Raw genomic sequence first — 17388 nt, forward strand, 5'->3', positions numbered from 1 at the left:
GGCTCCAAAGCTCAGCACGTCCACACCCTGCTTCTTGAGCGCCTTCGCCTGGCTGGTGATGGACAGGGTCATTGAAGGGGCGACTTCGGCGATGTTTTTGGCAATAAAATCCATGGTCTGGGATGGGTGGGCGGGTGGGAAAAACGGGGGGCCGCCTATAAAGGAGGGCGCGGGAAGTTTGTCAATCAATCGTCCCGCCACGGGCAAAGGGCGGCTTGTGCCATGCACCACGCCGCCTTAGTCATGCCTGACATGATTCCCGACCGCCAGCCGCCCTCTTCCCGCCCCCGCCAGCCGACCGTCCCTATCCGCGGCATGGCGCTGGATGTCCTCGGCGAATGGTCCGGCGGGGAGCGCTTCGCTGCCGATCTCATGGACCACATCCAGCGCGACAACGGCCTCAGCCTGCCCGACGCCGCCTTCCTGCGCGACATCGTGCTCACCACGCTGCGGAATCTCTCCCTGCTCGACCACTGGATCGCCGTGATCACCGAGGACAAGCATCTCGACCACCGCAGCCGCTGGGGCCTGCGCATCGGCCTGTGCCAGGTTTTGATCCTCAAAGTCTCCGAATACGCCGCCGTCAATGAAACCGTGGCCGCCACCGGTCGTGCCCGCAGCCTGATCAATGCCGTCCTGCGTCGTGCCTGCCGCGAATACGCCGAACTGCTGGCCATGGTTGAAGGCCTGCCGCTCGAAACCCGCACCTCGCACCCGAAATGGCTCATTGAGCACTGGCTCGGCCTCTTCGGCGAAGCCAAAACCACCGCTCTTTGCGAGTGGAATCAAGTCCCCGCGCCGATCTGCGCTCGCATCAACCGCCTCTACCCGCACCTGGACGCTCCGCAGGAGGATTTCATCGTCTGCGATCACCTCCCGCGTGAAGAATTGAGCGTCGGCAAGGTGTACATGCAGGACCCCAGCACCGCCATCGCCCCACGCCTGCTCGCCCCGCAGCCCGGCCACCGCGTGCTGGATGCCTGCGCAGCACCTGGCGGTAAAACCGCGCTGCTGGCCCAGCTCATGGAAAACCAGGGCGAAATCATCGCCTGCGATGTCTCGCCGGGCCGTTTGCGTCGTCTCGACGGCAATTTGCACCGCCTCCACGTCGCCAACGCCCGCATTGAGGAGCACGACTGGTCAGACCCGCAAATCCCCGCCTTCGCCAAGCCCGGCTTCGACCGCATCCTGCTCGACGTGCCCTGCTCGAACACCGGCGTCATGCGCCGCCGTGTCGATGTCCGCTGGCGTCTCCATCCCGACGACTTCACCGCACAGACGCAAACGCAGTCGCAACTCCTGCGCAACTGTCTCCGCGTCCTCAAACCCGGCGGCATCCTCGTTTACAGCACCTGCAGCATCGAACCCGCAGAAAACGAGCAACTCGTCGGCAGTGTCCTCGAATCGACTCCCGGCTTCGAACCCGTCAAACTCCGCCACAGCTTCCCGCCGGACGAGCAAATGGACGGAGCCTTCGCGGCGGCGATCCGGCGCGTTTGAAGATCGTGCGTGACATCCGCCGCTCCTTTCTCCAAAACTCCACTCCTCCATGAAACTCACGCCACTTCTCCTTGCCTTCGGCCTCGCTTTCCAAATCCAGGCCGCTGATGCGCCGAACGCCGCCGGATTGCAGCTCTACAGTCTGCGCAGCCAGTTCACCCTGCGTGGCGTGCCGTGGACGCTCGACCGCGTGAAGGAGTTCGGCATCAAGGAGGTCGAACTCGCCGGAACCTACAACCTCAGCGCCGAGCAGTTCAAAGCCGAGCTCGAACAGCGTGGCCTCAAGGCTGTGAGCAGCCACTTCCCGTATGATCGCTACAAGAATGATCTCGACAACGTCGTGAAGGACGCCAAGACGCTCGGCATCAAATTCGCCGGCTGCGCGTGGATCAATCACAAGGACAGCTTCGACGAGGCCGAGTGCCGCGAAGCCGCCGCCGTGTTCAACAAAGCGGGCGAAGCGCTCGCGAAGGAAGGCATCACGATGTTCTACCACGCCCACGGCTTCGAGTTTGAGCCTTATGGCGATGGCACCTTGTTCGATCTCTTCATGCAGGAGACCAAGCCCGAGTTCGTCTCCGTGCAGATGGACGTGCTGTGGATCGTCTTCCCCGGTCAGGATCCCGCGAAGCTCTTGGAGAAATACAGCGGCCGCTGGAAGCTCATGCACCTCAAGGATTTGAAGAAAGGCATCGCCACCGGCTTCCTCAGCGGCAAGACCGACGTCGCCAACGACGTGGTCCTTGGCACCGGCCAGATGGACTGGGTCTCCATCTTTGCCGCCGCCCGCAAGAACGGCATCCAGCACTACTTCATCGAGGACGAATCCCCCACCTCCATGGATCAGATCCCTGCGAGCCTGAAATTCCTCCGCACGAACGGCTTCGAGTGATCCCATGTCACGCCGCCTCCACGCCATCATCCTGCATGGCGTTTTCATCCTCTCCGGCATCTCAGCGCTGATCTACCAGCTCGTGTGGCAGCGTGCGCTGCTCACGATCTACGGCAGCAACGTCGAATCCGTGGCGATGGTCGTGGCGGCGTTTCTGGCAGGACTCGGCATCGGCAGTCTCGCAGGCGGCTGGATTTCCAAATCCACGCGCGCACCGCTCGTGCTGCTCTTTGGTCTCGCTGAACTCGGCGTCGGAGCCTACGGCCTCATCTCGCTGAAGTTGTTCGACGCGGTTGGAGCTATCACTTCCGCACAAGCCCACGGCCTCACCACCGGCGCTCTGGTCTTCCTGCTCGTGTTTCTGCCCACGCTGCTCATGGGTGCCACGCTGCCGCTGCTCGTGGCGCATCAGGTGCGCGACACAGCGCATGTCGGCCAAAGCGTGAGCCGGCTCTACTTCGTGAACACGCTCGGCGCCGCGCTCGGAGCCTTCATCGCCGCGCACTGGTTGCTTGGCAGCTTTGGCATGAGCGGAACCACACGCATCGCCGCCAGTTTGAATGCGCTGGCGGCTTTCATCGTGCTGCTCACGTGGAAAAAGCCAGCCATCGCAGTCTCTGAGAAAAGCGAAGCCGCGATTCCCACTCCGAAATGTGAGATCAACTTCCGTACCGCCCTGTTTTGGTCCGCGCTGTCCGGCTTTCTCGCTCTCTCCTGGGAAATCGTCTGGTCACGCGTCTTCAACTTCGCCAGCGCCTCCCGAGCCCCTGTGTTCGGCTACATGCTCGGCAGTTACCTGTTCGGACTCGCGCTCGGTTCATTGTTTAGTCCGCGATTGCTGGCTAAAACCGGCGATCTCCGCACCAAACTCGCACGCTGGGTGCTGCTCTCGAGTGTGGCTGGATTTCTCGTCGCACCGTTCACCGCCATCGCTGCATCACATGTGTCTTGGGAATGTGGTTATGTTTTCGTCATCATTGCTGGCGCATTGCTTGGCATCACCTTCCCGCTACTCTGCCACGCGGCCATCCCACCGGGCAAAGACACTGGCAGCCAGCTTTCGCGGCTCTACCTCGCCAACATCATCGGTTCCGGCGCAGGCAGTCTGCTCACTGGTTTCGTCTTCATGGAATGGATGAGCCTCCAAGTGCTGGGCTGGCTGCTGCTCGCTGTTTCGTGGTTCTGGGTCGAAGGCATCGCCCGTTTTCAACTGCCCGCCAAGTTACGCCTTCAGCCGCTGTTCATGCTTTTGATCACCTTGAGCCCGTTTCAAAGCTTCTACGAGCGCCTGCAGTACAAGCACGAATTCAAATCCGGCATGCGCTTCGCGCAAACCATCGAATCGCGTCACGGCGTCGTCACGGTGGACACCAGCAACGCGGTTTACGGCAACGGCGCTTACGACGGCATGATCGGCACCAGGCTGGAGCCGAAATCCTGGCTCGTGCGGCCTTACTTCCTCTCCGCCGTGCGGGAACGCATCGAAAACGTGCTCGTCATCGGCGTCGCCAGCGGTTCATGGACTCAAATTCTTGTCAATCATCCACAAGTGAAGCACGCCACTGCCATCGAACTCAGCCACGGCTACCTCGATTTGATTCGCGCCCGTCCCGAAGTCGCCAGCCTGCTCACCAATCCCAAGCTCGAACTCGTCATCGACGACGGCCGCCGCTGGCTGCGCCAGCATCCCGACGCGCGCTTCGACGCCATCGTGATGAACACCACGCATCACTGGCGCGAATTCGCCTCCGCCCTGCTCTCCAGCGAATTCTTGACCGAGGTCAAAGCCCACCTCACACCCGACGGCATCGCCTTCTGGAACTGCACCGAGTCCCCACGTGCCGCACGTGCCGGCATGGAGGTGTTTCCGCACACGATCATGGTCATGAACCACTGCCTCGCCAGCAACGCGCCACTCGAACCGAATCGCGACCGCTGGCAGAAAATCCTGGCCGATTACCGCATCGACGGCCAGCCCGTCATCGCCGCCGATCAAATCGAAGCCATGCTCGATTTTCTCACTCAAGAAGCTCTGCCAGGACCCGGTCACATGTCTCGCTGGTGCCGTCGTGAGGCGATGCAGTCGGCTTGGGGCAATGCCAAGATCATCACCGATGACAATCTCGGCCACGAGTATCCTTGAGCGTTGATTTGCATTCTCATGCTCCACCATTCATAAAACCTGGATGAATCCGGATGTTCTTGTCATCGGCGGTGGCAGCGCAGGCGTGGTGGCGGCTATTGCAGCGGCACGCCAAGGCGCTGACACGCTGCTGGTCGAACGATACGGCTTTTTCGGCGGCGCAGGCACGGCCTCACTCGTGCATTCATTTTGCGGGCTGTATGATCTGCCGCCAACGCCGGATGCAGCCCCCAAGGTCGCGAATCCAGGCCTTCCAGCCGAGCTTGAACGCGAATTGCTCGCCCAAGGCATCGCGCACGGCCCGCTGCGCATGGGCAAAGTCGATGTGCTGATGCATCAGCCGCAGCGACTGGCTCTTTTTTACGACCAATGGTGCTCCAAGCAGCCGAACTTGAAGGTGCTGCTGCACACCAAGGTCATTGACGCCGTGGTTGAGGCCAATCGCGTCAGTGAAGTGACTCTGCACTGCCGTGGCACGTCCTGGAAACTGCGCCCGCGCACGATTGTCGATGCCAGCGGCGACGCGTTGCTCGCGGCGCTCGTGAATCATCCTTGGGCGCAAACTCCCGCCCAAGAGCTGCAACGCCCGGCTTACATCGTGGGTCTTGGCGGAATTGAGTCTGGCATGTTCACAGGAGACGGCCCGCTGAAAATCTCCAGCTGCCTCGCACGCGCCATCAAAGACCAAAAACTGCCCGCCGCAGTCGCCGGGGCTCATTTTCGTGCTGGCACCACGACGAATGAAGCCTTCCTCACGCTCGATCTTGCCGGTGATTTGCCGGAATGCCCGTTTGATGCCAACGACGCGCGTAGTTTGACCTGGATCGAGATGCAGGGCCGCGAAGTGAGTTTTGCCATCGTCGATCATCTGCGCACTGCGCTCGAAGGTTTTGCCCATGCACGTGTCACCACACTGCCGGTGCGAGCAGGCATTCGCGAAAGCAGGTCTTGGATTGGCGAGGTCGTTTTGACCGAGGAAGACATCCTTGAAAGCCGAAGCGACGACCAAGCCGTCGCCAACGCGACGTGGCCAATTGAACTCCGCGAAACGGCCCGTGGGGCAAGATTGCTGTATCCGCGCGAACCAAAAGCCTGCGGCATTCCGCTTGGATGCTTGCGAGCGCGTGATTTGCAGAACGTGTTCATTGCCGGACGCTGTATTTCAGCCACGCATCGCGCCCAGGCGAGCATCCGTGTGATGGGAACGGCTTTGGCAACCGGTCAGGCTGCTGGTATGGCTGCTGCGCTCACGGTGGGAGACACTCCGACTATCGCCCAACAAGTGGGACATGTTTTGAGCCAAAGCGAAGCATGATAAGGATGCCCTTAGAATGCCGCTTGCCCTGCGCAGGGGCTTTCTTCATCATCCGCACATGACTCGCACTATCCTCGCCATCGGCGCACACTATGATGACTGTCCGTTTGGAATTCCCGGCACCCTTCTGCGGGCGGTGCAGAAGCATCAGCGCGTGGTGATTCTGAGTTTGATCGGGGATTACGCCGACTGGCCGCCGGTGCGCGGACGTGCGCAGGGCTTGATCGAACTTTCAAAGCAGCTTGCCGCCGAGCGCGGCATGGAGATGCGTTTCCTGCCGTGGAAGAGCATGGGCTTTGAGCCGACCCTGGAAACAAAACGCGCCGTGGCCGAGGTGGTGGCGGAGGTGAAACCGGACACGGCGTTCATGCTGTGGCCGCGCGACCGCCATCCCGATCACGAGGCAGCCAGCGCAATCTGCCACGCGGCGCTGCAACAACCGGCACGTTTGTCGGGCCGGGATGATGCGCGCGCTCCTTCGCGAGTGTTTTGGTATGACAACGGTCCTGGGCACACCATCGGCTTCGAGCCGGACACTTACATTGACGTGTCGGCCGAGTGGGAGGCCGCGCGCGAATGGCTGGCGAGGCTGATGGCCTTTGTGCGGCAGGAGAAATATGATCCGGCGAAAACAGACGCCGCGCTGGAGACGAAAACGGTCTTATCCCGCTATCGCGGTCTGGCCTGCGGCGTAAAACACGCCGAGGCGCTCAAAAGCATGCGCCCCATCGTTCGGGAAGACTGGTGAGAGTCACGTCAATGAGCATTCCCATGAAGGGTGCGAACGAGCCTCGGAGGCCGAAGACCGGGGTAATCTCGCACAACCACGGAAAATAAAAGAGCGTCAGGAATGATCCTGACGCTCCCGGTGATTCAGAATGGTGACGGTCATTTCGGCACCGCTGGCGCGGCAGGCGGCGCAGCAGGAGCCGCTGGTGGTGTGGCAGGAGCAGGCGCAGGAGGGGTGAGAGCCTCTTTAGCTTTCTTAGCGGCTTCTTCGATGGCCTTGGCGGCTTCAGCAGCTTTTTTGGCCGCCGCTTCCTTGAGCGCAGCGGCTTCCTTGAGCGCAGCGGCTTCTTTCTCGGCCGCAGCTTTCGCTTTTTCAGCCGCAGCTTTCAATTCCTCGGCCTTCTTCGCAGCATCGGCTTTGGCGATTTCCAGTTCCTTGGCGGCGGCGTCCGTGCTGGATTTGACGGCTTCCTTGAGAGCTTCCGTCGCCTTCTTGGTGTCTTCGGCAGCTTTGGAGGCTTCCGTTGTTTTTTTGCATGAGGAGAGGCCGCCCGCGAGCAACCCGATCAGAAGAATGTGGGTAAGTTTCATAGCAAAGCGAGACTCCACGACTTCCGAGCCGAAACAAGCCCATAGATGACAAAAAATGGCACCCGATTGCGCGATGTTTTTCAAAACTTGTTCCACCGCTCCCATCAGGGCAACGTCTTTGCTTCGAGCACGCTTTATTCGGTGACGAAGCTGGCCTTCAAGCCAGCGGACCGTTTCTACTGCCAACTGGACTTCATCAAAGCATCCGCTTATTTTTCCAACATGAGCACCTCCAGCAACGGCGAGCACGATCTGAGCATCGAAAAGGTCAATCAGCGGGCGCAGGACATCGAAGGCAAGCTGCCGAAGCTCAAGACGCTGTTTGAGCAGGGGAAAATCATGCTGGGGATGGTGAAGGACTACTGGAACGGCTCTTACCGCGAGGTGCCCTACTGGGCGATCAGCGCGGTGGCGCTGGCACTGCTGTATGTGCTCAATCCGGTGGATGTGCTGCCGGACGTGCTGCTTGGCGTGGGTTACCTGGATGACGCGACGGTGGTGGCGTTTTGCCTGAAACTGGTGCAGCGGGAGATTGAGCGTTATCAGGAGTGGGTGGTGGCGAAGACGAAGGGTGGCGGCGGCAAGGTGATGGATGTTTGAAGTGTGGCTCCCAGTATTGTAATCCCGGCGCCGGTTCTGACGTGACGTGTTTGCCCCCCTCTCCAGACCGGCTAAAGCCGGGACTACAAACAAAACCGCCGTGCAGGAGCGCTGCACGGCGGGTGGATCAAACGAGAGGCTGATTCGGCTTACTTGGCGGGCGTGCCATAGACCTGAACTTCACAGTAGTGGTTCATGTCGTTGCTGGTATTGCCATTGCTCCAGAGGCGCACGTAGCGGGCCTTGGTGCCCTTGGCGTCGATGACGCGGCCGTGGTTGGTTTCGACGTAAGCAGGATCGCCACCTTTGCCAAGGGCGGAGGTGTCGTCGTGGTCGGAGTTGAACAGGGTGGTGACGCCGGTCTTGAACTCAGCATCGTCAGACACCTGCACGACGACGTCGATGTAGGCCTGGGCCTGTTTGTGGTAGTGCCACATGGCGATCTTGTAGATGTTGGCCGGAGCGCCGAGGTCGATCTGCACCCACTGTTTGCCGGGCATGAGTTCGACGAAGGAGCCATCAGCGCCGTCGGCGTCGCCGTCGGTGACGAGGTTGAGGTCGCCAATGATCGGGGCGGAGTCAGAACTGGTGACTTTCTTGCCTTTGGCAAGGTTCACGGTGCCCTTGGGAGCCTGGAAGGACTTCACCACTTTGCTGGGGTCGGCCTTTTCGAGGTTCGGCAGCTCAGCAGGCACCGGGGTGCCGATGAACATGGGCTTGGGGAACTCGAGTTTGATTTCTTCGAGGTCACCGGCTGGAACGGCGGCGGCCGCAGGAGCAGCGGCGGAACCTTCGGCCTTTTTGTCTTCAGTCTTGCCGCAGGAGGCAAGGGTGATGGCGAGCGCGAGGCCCGTGAGGATGTGGATGCTGTTTTTCATGGGGGAGTGTTTGGTGCTAGATGCTGGAATCTCGAGGCTGGATCAGGCTTGGAAGTCTTCGGGGGTGAAGACGTATTTGCTGCCGGTCTTGATGGATTCGTAGGCCTTGAGGACGGTGACGCAGGATTTGAAGGCCATTTCGACCGGGCAGGTGAGATGCTCGGGCTTTTTCATCTGCACGGCTTCGATGAAGTTCTGCACATGCGGCGCGTGCGGCTTGCGGTTGAGCTTCACGCCGAGTTCCCATTGGGCCAGGGCCTTGCTCTCGCGCACATCGGCGACGCTGACGGCACCATAGGACGGGGGCTTGGGCTTTTCCCAGTCACGGGGGTGTTCCCAGAACTTGTTTTTGGCCTTGTCGGCAGCCTTGAGGATGGGCGGGTTTTCACCGCCGGCGAATTCGTCCCAGGCCTGGCCAGGCTCGGCGTAGAGCTGGTTGCCAGCGGTGTCGAGTTCGGAAATGATGGCGGTGCCGCCGATGCCCATGTGCTTTTCATACGCACCCTGAGAACCGGTGGTGGTGAGCACCTGGTAGTAGGCGCGGAGGGCTCCGGCGGGCGTTTTGAATTCGTAGATGCACATCATGTTGTCAGGCAGCTCGAATTTCGGGCGGCCTTCGCTGCCATCGAAGTAATCGACGCCGCCGGAGGCGATGACGGAGACGGGGGTGGCCTCGTACATCCAGTTGAACATGTCGATCTGGTGCGCACCGAGATCGGAGAGCGGACCGCCGCCGTATTTGGAGAAGAAGCGCCAATTGCGGAACTCCTCGATGCTCCCGTAGCCGTTCTTGGCAAGCACGTCGGCGGGGATGTCGTAGCCTTTCACGGCACCCTGCGGAGCGCTGCCGGAGACACCACGGTTCCACTGCGCGTAGGCGTGGGTGATGCGGCCGAGCATCTTACCGGGTTTGATGATGTTTTCGCGCAGGTTGATGTAACGCGGGTTGGAATGGCGCTGATGGCCGATCTGGAACAGGCCGTTGTTCGCCTTGCCGGCGCGCACCATGTCACGCGCGCCTTCGAGCGTGTTGCTCATCATCTTTTCGCAGTACACGCTTTTGCCTTTTTCGAGGCAAAGCTTCGAATAAGGGGCATGCAGGAAGTCGGGCGTGGCGATGAAGACGGCCTCGATGGATGGCTCCTTGTCGAGCATCTCATTGATGTCCTCGTAGATTTTGATCTCGCCTTCGACCTGATGCTTGTTTTCGCTGAGGAAGCCGCCGCGTGCCTGGGCGATGGAGTACTTCCAAATGTCGCACATGGCGACCCACTGAATGCCGGGCACGTCTTTGGAGGCGACGCGAAGTGCTTTGTTACCCTGGGCACCGCAGCCAACGAGCGCGCACTTGATGGTGCGGCCGGGGGCGGTTTGCTGGGCGACGGCGGTCTTGCTGGTGACGAGGTAGAGGCCGCTGCTGGTGAGAGCGCTGGTGCGGAGGAAGCCGCGGCGGTCCATGAAGCGGGACAGCGGCGCTGTGGAAGATGGGAGAGGCTGGGAATTCATAGGTGCAATCAGGCGCGTGGTTTCACTGGCCGATACGCTGGCAGCCGTTAGGCGGACTTCTTGCGGGCGAGGATGCCGTCGAGGGAGAAGGTCTTTGCCTTCGATGTCACAAGAGCAGCGGCCACGATGAGAACGGACAGACCAATGTTGGTCACCATTTCTGTGTCATCCGGCAGCGCGGCCAGACCAAAGCCCAGCGCGAGGAACACCAAGCCGGCGGCAAGGAGCCCGAACTCGGTGCAGATGCCGATGGCGACCCATATGCCGACGGGAATAAGGATGTAGCCAATGGTGGCGGCGAATCCTTTGCAAGCCGCTTCAGGGAGGAAGCTGTTGTCTGCCATGAGCTTGGCCAGCGGCTCGGTTTTCTTGGGATAGTTTTCCAAGCCAAACGTGGTGGTGGCACCGTTGCCCCAGCGGAACTTGTCGAGACCCGCCATGAAAAGACGCATGCCGACCCAGAGACGAAGGAGGAGGTGGGCGAAGGCGTAGCCAGAATTGCCACAGCAATTGGAGGAGGAAGAGTCAGACATGAATGGGTTGGGTTGCTGGTTAGGAGGAAGGGGGGCGATTTTGAACCGTTGAACTTGGAAATCCAGCAGAATTTAGAATCCGATTCCTTCGGAATTGTGAACCACCGCAATCGGTGAAAATGCTGGAGTGCCCGCTTGCCGAACGGGTGGGTTTCTGGGGCTTTCCACTCGCCGTGCTTGCCATTTGCGGCGATACCGCTTAAAAAACAGTGCTTAATTCATCTCTCCCATCCCGCAACCATGAGCTCCCTCTCTTCTCCCAAGCTCCCCGCCCAAGGCATTCTCGAACCTCTCGGTGAGGAGGATCGCGACATTCTCAGCGGATACGGCGAATTCCTTCCTGTGCAGCCAGGCCAGCATCTCATTGAGGAGGGCATGCAGCAAAACAGTCTCTTCTTCGTCGCTTCCGGCAAATTCCACGCCACCGCCATGCGCGGCGGCCACAAAGTGCTGCTCGGCTCGATCCAGAAAGGTGAAACCGTCGGCGAGATCAATCTTCTCGACCCCAACGTCGCCAGCGCCACCGTCACCGCCGTGGAATTCTCCCAGGTCTGGCGCATCGACGGCGAAAGCCTCGAAGGCTACATCAACGAGTACCCGCGTGCCGCAGCCTGGCTGCTCATCGGTGTGGGCCGCACCATCGCCCACCGTCTCCGTGCGGTGAACGAGAAGATCGCCGCCTTCTACAGCGCCTAACGCACGGCCCGCCGGAAATTCATGTCTGCAGTGGATGATTCGTTCATTGCGGACTTGTTGTCTTGGTGGGACATTGCTCAAAAATGTCGGGCTTGCTGCCATTACCACCCCAGACTTGGCTGGACGCCATCCAGGTCATTTTCCTTCTGTGCGCAGGCCATGCGCTGATGGATTACCCGCTTCAGGGTGAATTCCTCTCCACCTGCAAAAACCGCCATCTGCTTTCTGCGCGCAACGATCCGACGCGCCCCGTTTCCATCTGGCCCCTCTGCATGACGGCCCACTGCCTGCTCCACGCCGTCATGGTCTGGGCCGTCACCGGCTGCTTCGTCCTATGCCTCGTCGAACTGGCGCTGCACTGGATCATCGACTTCGCCAAATGCGAGAACTGGACCACCTTCCATCAGGATCAGTGGCTCCATATCATCTGCAAGATCGGCTACGTCGTCGTGGCCATGCTACTCTGAAGTTCCAAGTTTCAGGTTTCAAGTTCGCCGCAGCACGGCGAATCATGCCGGGCAAACACTTGAAACTTTGAACCTGAAACTTGAAACTCCGACCCCATGCAGCGGACAGCGATCTTAAACGTCGTCGGCCTCACCACGCGACTCATTGGCGAACACACCCCGGCGATTCGCGCTTTCGTGGAGCGCAACCGTTCCACGCTCATCGAGCCCGTGCTCCCGGCGGTCACCTGCACCGCCCAGGCCACCTATCTGACCGGCCGCCTGCCGCGTGATCACGGTGCCGTCGCTAACGGCTGGTATGATCGCGACTACGCCGAGCACCGCTTCTGGAAGCAGCCCGAGCAGCTCATGCAGGGCGAGAAGCTGTGGGAAGCCCTGCGCCGTGTCGATCCGCAGTTCACCTGCGCGAAGCTCTTCTGGTGGTACAACATGTATTCCACCGCCGACATCGCCATCACCCCGCGGCCGCTTTATCCCGCCGACGGCCGCAAGGTCTTCGACATCCACACCCAGCCCATGCCTCTGCGGGATCGCATCAAAAAAGACCTTGGCCCCTTCCCCTTCCGCAGCTTCTGGGGCCCCGGCTCCGACATCAAATCCTCCATCTGGATCGCCGAGAGCGCCAAATGGATCGAGGAAAAACACTGGCCCGGCCTCTCGCTCGTTTACCTCCCGCATCTCGACTACAATCTCCAGCGCGTCGGCCTCGACATGGAGAAAATCCGTTTCGACCTCCGTCAGATCGACAACGTCGTCGGCGATCTCATCCGCTTCTACGAGACGCGCAACATCAAGGTCGTCCTCCTCTCCGAATACGGCATCACCAACGTCGAACAGCCCGTCCACCTGAATCGCGTCTTCCGCGAGCGCGGCTGGCTCAGCATCAAAGACGAGCTGGGCCGCGAAACACTCGACCTCGGCGGCTCCAAAGCCTTCGCCATTGCCGATCATCAGATCGCCCACGTCTATGTGAACGATCAGAGCCTCCTCGCCAACGTGCGCGGCGCTCTGGAGGCCACCCCCGGCGTCGCCCAGGTGCTCGGCAAGATGGAAAAACATCTCCACGGCCTCAACCATGAGCGCAGCGGCGATCTCATCGCCATAGCCGACGCCAAAAGCTGGTTCACCTACTACTACTGGCAGGACGACCGCAAAGCCCCCGACTTCGCCCGCTGCGTCGATATCCACCGCAAATGCGGCTACGACCCCGCCGAACTCTTTCTCGATCCGCAGATCAAGTGGCCCAAGCTCAAGATCGCCGGCAAGCTCGCCAAGAAAGCCCTCGGCCAGCGCATGCTCATGGACGTCATCCCGCTCGACGCCTCGCTCGTCAAAGGCTCCCACGGCCGCATCCCCGAAGACCGCAGCGACTGGCCCGTCCTCATCGGCGATTTCGACCAGCTCCCCCGCACGGGCATCCTCGCCGCCCACGAAGTCTGCAACCACCTATTCCGCCTCTGCTCCAGCGGGCATGGGTATGCGGGCGTGGCGGTGTGATTGGTCTTCTGCAAATCGAATTCAACTATGAGTATCTGTTATCCTCAGGGAAATCATAGCTGTGCTTCAGCCATTGCCCATAACACATGTCGAATGGCACAAAGTCCAACTCAGTCAATTGGGGAGCCGAATCTTCATAAAAGAGTTCGATGGGAAAGCATCCAATAAACAACGAGTCAGGCGCGGTACAATCGATTGCGAGCCACGAGCCAGAACAGAGTGAGCCATTCGGCAAGCATCCTGACCCAACCCATTGCTGTGGTGATCCCATGATCCAATCTTCCGGCCAGATGTAGCCCAGGCAGTAGTCGCCCTTTATCAAGCTAGTATGTGATACTGGCAAGCAACGTCAGAAATCATCAAGGCCAGTCCAATTCGGGTAAATGCCAGCAAGCCATCTGCGAAAAGATGCAGTGGCAGGTTTTGTTGCCGCCCCAAGAATTTCCAGCATTTTGCAGTGGTCTTTATCCATCTCATAAAGTGAGATCAGGCATCATTGTCTCACAAGGAGCCTTTTTTCTGTTGTTGCTATTGGCGCTTCTGACAGACGTGTATCCATCGCAAACTGTGCGAGCTTTCACTCGCCCGGCCCAACGGGCCGCAGGACTTAGCCCAGGGCGCCAGCCCTGGGAGTTGCGCATCGCCCCGGACCATTCTCATTCGGTCTCGCTCTGAAGGAGCGCGGGAAAACGTCCTTGCCGCCCCCATGCGCCATTCGTTCGCCAAAATCTACGTCCACCTCATCTTCAGCACGAAGAACCGCGAGCGCGGCCTTCCGCCTTGGAGGATCTTGCGCCACCAACACCTTACATGAACGGCGCAGTTTTTAAATAGCGGCCAAGCATGGCGGAAGAGCCATCATGCTTTCTTGATTTAGCAAGCAATCCGGGCCCACAAGGGACAACGGCGCAAAAACAAAAAAGACCCCGTGCTTGATCAGCCGGGGCCTTCCTTGCGGGTCATTCGGACCTGATGAGAATGGATTACTTCGTTTTCTTCTCGGCCGCAGCGGCGGCGGCCTTCTGCTTGGCCCAGCGAGCTTTTTGCGCGGCGGCGATGCGCTTACGGGCGGATTCCGACATGACGCGCTTCTTCTTCACAGGTTTATCCTTGCCTTTGCCCTTGCCAGTGGAGGCGGTTGCACTGCTGCCGAGCAGAGAAGCGAGCTCCTCCTGCATGGCTTCAATTTTTTCCTGAAGGACGGCGGCGCGGCGGAATTGGGCGGAGGATAAGTTCATAAGTGGCTTTTAGTCTGGATGACAAGTCTTATTTATGAACGGTGAAGCGCAATGTCAACCTAGTAATAGCCTCCTAGGTGTTCAAAATAAGTCCATGTCGGTTTGTGACAAACGTCTTGAACTCATTGGCTGGAGTTAGTTCTCAGGCCGGTGGCGCACCTGACCTGGGGTGTCAACGTCCGTGCAGAATCATAGTTCGGGCAACCTTCTTCGCGGCCGAGCGGCCCATGTAGTAACCGTCGTGATAGGCCTTGGCGTACCGGGCTTCAGTGGCGGGTGTGTAGTGGTCGGCGTGGCTCGCGTGGCTTTCAGGGCGGCCGTGCAAACGGTCCATTCGCCCGTCATCCTTGGCCTGGTGCTCCAGCGGGAAGTTGTCGATCTTGTCGGAGACTTTTTTCTGAACCCTGCTGACGACGCATTGGCTGAGTAACAACGAGAAGGCCAGAACGGTAAGGAGCTGAATTGTTTTCATAGGGCTCTGTTATGAAAAAAACCAGGCTCAGGGGCAAGACATATTTGACCTTTAACCGCGCCTCATTGCCGGGTGTCATCCTAGTGAGGCGCTTTACAAGGCCTTGTCATAGATACGTTGAAACACGTTGGCCGCGTTGTTTGGATCAATGACGGTGATGCCATCCTGGCCGAAGCGGGCGGTGACAGTCGCGCCTTTGCCTTCCTGCATGTATTTCCAGTTCAAGTCACGCACGCGGGCTGCGGCATCGACGATGGCGCAAGTAATGCGGGCCTCCTCGGCGGTGGGATAGAGTTCCGCGACATCATCGCGTGATTCTTGGGCAAACTTCACACGGCAGACCGCTACCAAACCGACCGTCAGACTATCGACGCCGTAGCCGATGTAGCCTTTGCTGCCATCAGGACGCTGAACCTCACGGGTAAAGTGGTTGTTGCTCGTGCGGGAGCCTCCACCGGAGTTCCACCAGCGGAAGCCGCGATACTGCTGATCACTCTCCACCTTGCCGTCCGCGCCGAGGATTTCGTGGCCTTGATTGACCGGGCCTTCAAAGTCGGCGGGCGTGATCCAGTTGTTGTGGTAGTTGATCGACATGCCGTTGTCGTAGTCCACGCGCACCTGCACGGCGTCGAAGGCGTTGATGCCGTCGCGGATGAGACGCTTCTTCTGGCCCACAGCGGTGAGGCTCACAGGCTTGGATTTGTAGTAGCTCCAGATCAGGTCCGTCCAATGCGGGCCGACGTAGCTGAAAGGATCGCTGCTTTCCACCCACTTGAAGGTGCTGGTGCTCACTTCGAGCGGTTCTTCGAGATAGGCGGTGCCGTAGAGCGGCGCGCCGATACGGTTTTGAATGTCATCGCGGATGCGCAGATGGTCGGGGTCGTAGCGCTTGTGCATGTCCACGGCGACGATGAGGTTTTTCGCCTTCGCAGCCTCAATGATCTCGTCCGACTCCTGGATCGAGAGGCACATCGGTTTTTCCGTCAAAACATGCACACCTCGCGCCAGCGCGGCCAGGATCGGCTGTGTGTGCAGATGATCCGGCGTGGCCACGGCCATCACATCGAGATCTGGGAAGGCTTTCAGGATGTCGTTCCACGGCTCGTCACCGAAAAACGCCCGAGGCTCGTGGCCGGTGATATCCTTGAAGGCTGCGGCGGCCTTCCTGGCCGATTTTTCACTGCGTGTCGCCACGGCCACGAGATCAAACTTCACTCCGGCGAGTTCGCGCGAGTATTTGTCGAGCCCTACACGGGCGAGCTGCCCGGCGATGCCGAAACGCTGCAAGTCCGCGTAAGCACGCGCGTGAACATCTCCGCCGAACATGCCGGCGCCGACAAGGGCGATCTTGATGGTGGGTTCCATGGTTGGATCATGGAAGGCGGACACGATCTCCGCGCAAGCCATCATGCTGATACCTGAGTGCCGATTTCCGGTATGTTTGAGGATAAGAAAAAACGCGGGAGCCTTTCGACTCCCGCGTTTGGATGGTTCTCGATGAGAGAGGCCGGCTTATTCAGCGGAGGCGGCTTTCTTCTTCGGGGCGGCCTTTTTCTTGGCCGGGGCCTTCTTCTTCGGCGCGGCGGCTTCATCAGCGGCGGGCTCGGTCACGGCTTCGGCGGCAGGAGCCTCGGCAGTTTTCGGCACATAAGCATCGACCCACTCGATGTAGGCCATCGGGGCGGAATCGCTGCGGCGCTGGCCGAGCTTGGTGATGCGGGTGTAGCCACCGACGCGGTCTTTGGAGGCGACGGCGATCTCCTCGAAGAGCTTCTTCACCACGTCTTTGTGACGGAGGGAGGAGAGGGCGGTGCGGCGGGCGTGCAGCGTGCCGCGCTTGCCGAGGGTGACGAGCTTCTCCGCGTAGGGGCGGAGGGCTTTGGCCTTGGCGAGCGTGGTGCGGATGCGGCGGTGCTCGATGAGCGAGCAGGTGAGATTCATGAGCAGCGCGTCGCGGTGATCCTGCTTGCGCTGAAGTTTGACGATTTTTCTTCCGTGTTTCATGTCCTGATTAAGTCTTGGCTTCCTGTGATTTGATTATTCGTCCTCGTCGTCGGCGTCGGGGAGGTGGCTGTCCACCAGCTTGGTGAAGTCGAGGGAGTCGGCTTCTTCATCGTCGTCGCTGATCATGCTGCTGCGGGCAAGGAGGGAGACACCGCCAGGGGTGGCCTCAAGCAGCGCGGGATCGAACTTCATGCCGAGAGACAGGCCAAGCTCGGCGAGCTTTTCCTTGATCTCGGTGAGGGACTTCTTGCCGAAGTTGCGGTAGCGGAGCATCTCGCCCTCGGTCTTCATGGCCAACTGGCCGACGGAGGTGATGTTCGCGTTGTT

18 protein-coding genes are annotated in these 17388 nt (G+C 59.9%); 9 read left to right on the plus strand and 9 right to left on the minus strand.

What is annotated here, in order from left to right:
• Positions 1–252: 252 nt before the first annotated feature.
• The 5 genes from ACILSI_RS24860 to ACILSI_RS24880 are packed head-to-tail and all read left to right on the plus strand — an operon-like array spanning position 253 to position 6598.
• Positions 253–1500 (plus strand): RsmB/NOP family class I SAM-dependent RNA methyltransferase, encoded by a 1248-nt coding sequence (locus ACILSI_RS24860; RefSeq protein ID WP_395724626.1) that lies wholly within the window; start codon positions 253–255, stop codon positions 1498–1500.
• Positions 1501–1549: 49 nt separating this feature from the next.
• On the plus strand, positions 1550–2392 hold the full coding sequence (locus ACILSI_RS24865; protein WP_395724627.1) for a sugar phosphate isomerase/epimerase family protein: 843 nt from the start codon (positions 1550–1552) through the stop codon (positions 2390–2392).
• A gap of 4 nt (positions 2393–2396) precedes the next feature.
• Entirely contained in the window at positions 2397–4535 is a 2139-nt protein-coding gene (locus tag ACILSI_RS24870) for a fused MFS/spermidine synthase (RefSeq protein ID WP_395724628.1), read from the plus strand.
• Positions 4536–4578: 43 nt separating this feature from the next.
• Positions 4579–5850, plus strand: coding sequence for an FAD-dependent oxidoreductase (locus ACILSI_RS24875; RefSeq protein WP_395724629.1), 1272 nt, complete (start codon positions 4579–4581; stop codon positions 5848–5850).
• A 58-nt stretch (positions 5851–5908) separates the two neighbouring features.
• On the plus strand, positions 5909–6598 hold the full coding sequence (locus tag ACILSI_RS24880; protein ID WP_395724630.1) for a PIG-L deacetylase family protein: 690 nt from the start codon (positions 5909–5911) through the stop codon (positions 6596–6598).
• 140 nt (positions 6599–6738) lie between these two features.
• Here the strand turns inward: ACILSI_RS24880 and ACILSI_RS24885 are convergent, their stop codons facing one another.
• Positions 6739–7419 (minus strand): hypothetical protein, encoded by a 681-nt coding sequence (locus tag ACILSI_RS24885; RefSeq protein ID WP_395724631.1) that lies wholly within the window; start codon positions 7417–7419, stop codon positions 6739–6741.
• On the opposite strand from ACILSI_RS24885, the gene ACILSI_RS24890 reads away from it, so the two are divergent.
• Positions 7393–7770: a YkvA family protein gene (locus ACILSI_RS24890; protein ID WP_395724632.1), complete on the plus strand. Its 378-nt coding sequence runs from the start codon at positions 7393–7395 to the stop codon at positions 7768–7770. The two genes, ACILSI_RS24885 and ACILSI_RS24890, sit on opposite strands and share 27 nt — an antisense overlap.
• A gap of 149 nt (positions 7771–7919) precedes the next feature.
• Here the strand turns inward: ACILSI_RS24890 and ACILSI_RS24895 are convergent, their stop codons facing one another.
• Genes ACILSI_RS24895 through ACILSI_RS24905 form a run of 3 tightly spaced genes read right to left on the minus strand, consistent with a single transcriptional unit; the run spans position 7920 to position 10687 of the window.
• A complete protein-coding gene (locus ACILSI_RS24895; protein WP_395724633.1) occupies positions 7920–8648 on the minus strand; it encodes a discoidin domain-containing protein in 729 nt (242 codons plus the stop codon).
• A gap of 42 nt (positions 8649–8690) precedes the next feature.
• Positions 8691–10154 carry a Gfo/Idh/MocA family protein gene (locus ACILSI_RS24900; RefSeq protein WP_395724634.1) on the minus strand — a complete coding sequence of 488 codons (1464 nt, stop codon included), beginning with the start codon at positions 10152–10154 and terminating at the stop codon, positions 8691–8693.
• Between the two features lie 47 nt (positions 10155–10201).
• Positions 10202–10687: a TQO small subunit DoxD gene (locus ACILSI_RS24905; protein ID WP_395724635.1), complete on the minus strand. Its 486-nt coding sequence runs from the start codon at positions 10685–10687 to the stop codon at positions 10202–10204.
• 240 nt (positions 10688–10927) lie between these two features.
• Here ACILSI_RS24905 and ACILSI_RS24910 point away from each other — a divergent pair, with 240 nt between their 5' ends.
• The 3 genes from ACILSI_RS24910 to ACILSI_RS24920 all read left to right on the plus strand — a co-directional run bounded on the left by ACILSI_RS24910 (position 10928) and on the right by ACILSI_RS24920 (position 13347).
• Positions 10928–11383 carry a Crp/Fnr family transcriptional regulator gene (locus ACILSI_RS24910; RefSeq protein WP_395724636.1) on the plus strand — a complete coding sequence of 152 codons (456 nt, stop codon included), beginning with the start codon at positions 10928–10930 and terminating at the stop codon, positions 11381–11383.
• 83 nt (positions 11384–11466) lie between these two features.
• Positions 11467–11850, plus strand: coding sequence for a DUF3307 domain-containing protein (locus ACILSI_RS24915; RefSeq protein WP_395724637.1), 384 nt, complete (start codon positions 11467–11469; stop codon positions 11848–11850).
• A 96-nt stretch (positions 11851–11946) separates the two neighbouring features.
• Positions 11947–13347, plus strand: a complete 1401-nt coding sequence (locus ACILSI_RS24920) for an alkaline phosphatase family protein (RefSeq protein ID WP_395724638.1) — start codon at positions 11947–11949, stop codon at positions 13345–13347.
• 983 nt (positions 13348–14330) lie between these two features.
• Here the strand turns inward: ACILSI_RS24920 and ACILSI_RS24925 are convergent.
• The 5 genes from ACILSI_RS24925 to ACILSI_RS24945 form a co-directional block, all read right to left on the minus strand.
• Complete coding sequence (locus tag ACILSI_RS24925; protein WP_395724639.1) at positions 14331–14585, minus strand: hypothetical protein; 255 nt, start codon at positions 14583–14585, stop codon at positions 14331–14333.
• A 172-nt stretch (positions 14586–14757) separates the two neighbouring features.
• Positions 14758–15057, minus strand: coding sequence for a hypothetical protein (locus ACILSI_RS24930; RefSeq protein WP_395724640.1), 300 nt, complete (start codon positions 15055–15057; stop codon positions 14758–14760).
• Positions 15058–15150: 93 nt separating this feature from the next.
• Complete coding sequence (locus tag ACILSI_RS24935; protein ID WP_395724641.1) at positions 15151–16422, minus strand: Gfo/Idh/MocA family protein; 1272 nt, start codon at positions 16420–16422, stop codon at positions 15151–15153.
• A 147-nt stretch (positions 16423–16569) separates the two neighbouring features.
• Positions 16570–17061 carry a 50S ribosomal protein L17 gene (gene rplQ, locus ACILSI_RS24940; protein WP_395724642.1) on the minus strand — a complete coding sequence of 164 codons (492 nt, stop codon included), beginning with the start codon at positions 17059–17061 and terminating at the stop codon, positions 16570–16572.
• Between the two features lie 33 nt (positions 17062–17094).
• Positions 17095–17388: DNA-directed RNA polymerase subunit alpha C-terminal domain-containing protein (locus ACILSI_RS24945; protein WP_395724643.1), on the minus strand; the 294-nt coding region annotated here is incomplete at its 5' end.

This window comes from Prosthecobacter sp. (assembly GCF_044232965.1).
In the GTDB taxonomy this organism is placed as follows: domain Bacteria; phylum Verrucomicrobiota; class Verrucomicrobiia; order Verrucomicrobiales; family Verrucomicrobiaceae; genus Prosthecobacter.

What these genes read in the sequence shown, in the direction of transcription:
- ACILSI_RS24930 (WP_395724640.1), bottom strand. Translation starts at nt 15,057, where the DNA reads ATGAAAACAATTCAGCTCCTTACCGTTCTGGCCTTCTCGTTGTTACTC.
- ACILSI_RS24935 (WP_395724641.1), bottom strand. Translation starts at nt 16,422, where the DNA reads ATGGAACCCACCATCAAGATCGCCCTTGTCGGCGCCGGCATGTTCGGC.
- ACILSI_RS24870 (WP_395724628.1), top strand. Translation starts at nt 2,397, where the DNA reads ATGTCACGCCGCCTCCACGCCATCATCCTGCATGGCGTTTTCATCCTC.
- ACILSI_RS24920 (WP_395724638.1), top strand. Translation starts at nt 11,947, where the DNA reads ATGCAGCGGACAGCGATCTTAAACGTCGTCGGCCTCACCACGCGACTC.
- ACILSI_RS24915 (WP_395724637.1), top strand. Translation starts at nt 11,467, where the DNA reads ATGTCGGGCTTGCTGCCATTACCACCCCAGACTTGGCTGGACGCCATC.
- ACILSI_RS24890 (WP_395724632.1), top strand. Translation starts at nt 7,393, where the DNA reads ATGAGCACCTCCAGCAACGGCGAGCACGATCTGAGCATCGAAAAGGTC.
- ACILSI_RS24910 (WP_395724636.1), top strand. Translation starts at nt 10,928, where the DNA reads ATGAGCTCCCTCTCTTCTCCCAAGCTCCCCGCCCAAGGCATTCTCGAA.
- rplQ (WP_395724642.1), bottom strand. Translation starts at nt 17,061, where the DNA reads ATGAAACACGGAAGAAAAATCGTCAAACTTCAGCGCAAGCAGGATCAC.
- ACILSI_RS24875 (WP_395724629.1), top strand. Translation starts at nt 4,579, where the DNA reads ATGAATCCGGATGTTCTTGTCATCGGCGGTGGCAGCGCAGGCGTGGTG.
- ACILSI_RS24905 (WP_395724635.1), bottom strand. Translation starts at nt 10,687, where the DNA reads ATGTCTGACTCTTCCTCCTCCAATTGCTGTGGCAATTCTGGCTACGCC.
- ACILSI_RS24925 (WP_395724639.1), bottom strand. Translation starts at nt 14,585, where the DNA reads ATGAACTTATCCTCCGCCCAATTCCGCCGCGCCGCCGTCCTTCAGGAA.
- ACILSI_RS24860 (WP_395724626.1), top strand. Translation starts at nt 253, where the DNA reads ATGATTCCCGACCGCCAGCCGCCCTCTTCCCGCCCCCGCCAGCCGACC.
- ACILSI_RS24880 (WP_395724630.1), top strand. Translation starts at nt 5,909, where the DNA reads ATGACTCGCACTATCCTCGCCATCGGCGCACACTATGATGACTGTCCG.
- ACILSI_RS24895 (WP_395724633.1), bottom strand. Translation starts at nt 8,648, where the DNA reads ATGAAAAACAGCATCCACATCCTCACGGGCCTCGCGCTCGCCATCACC.
- ACILSI_RS24900 (WP_395724634.1), bottom strand. Translation starts at nt 10,154, where the DNA reads ATGAATTCCCAGCCTCTCCCATCTTCCACAGCGCCGCTGTCCCGCTTC.
- ACILSI_RS24865 (WP_395724627.1), top strand. Translation starts at nt 1,550, where the DNA reads ATGAAACTCACGCCACTTCTCCTTGCCTTCGGCCTCGCTTTCCAAATC.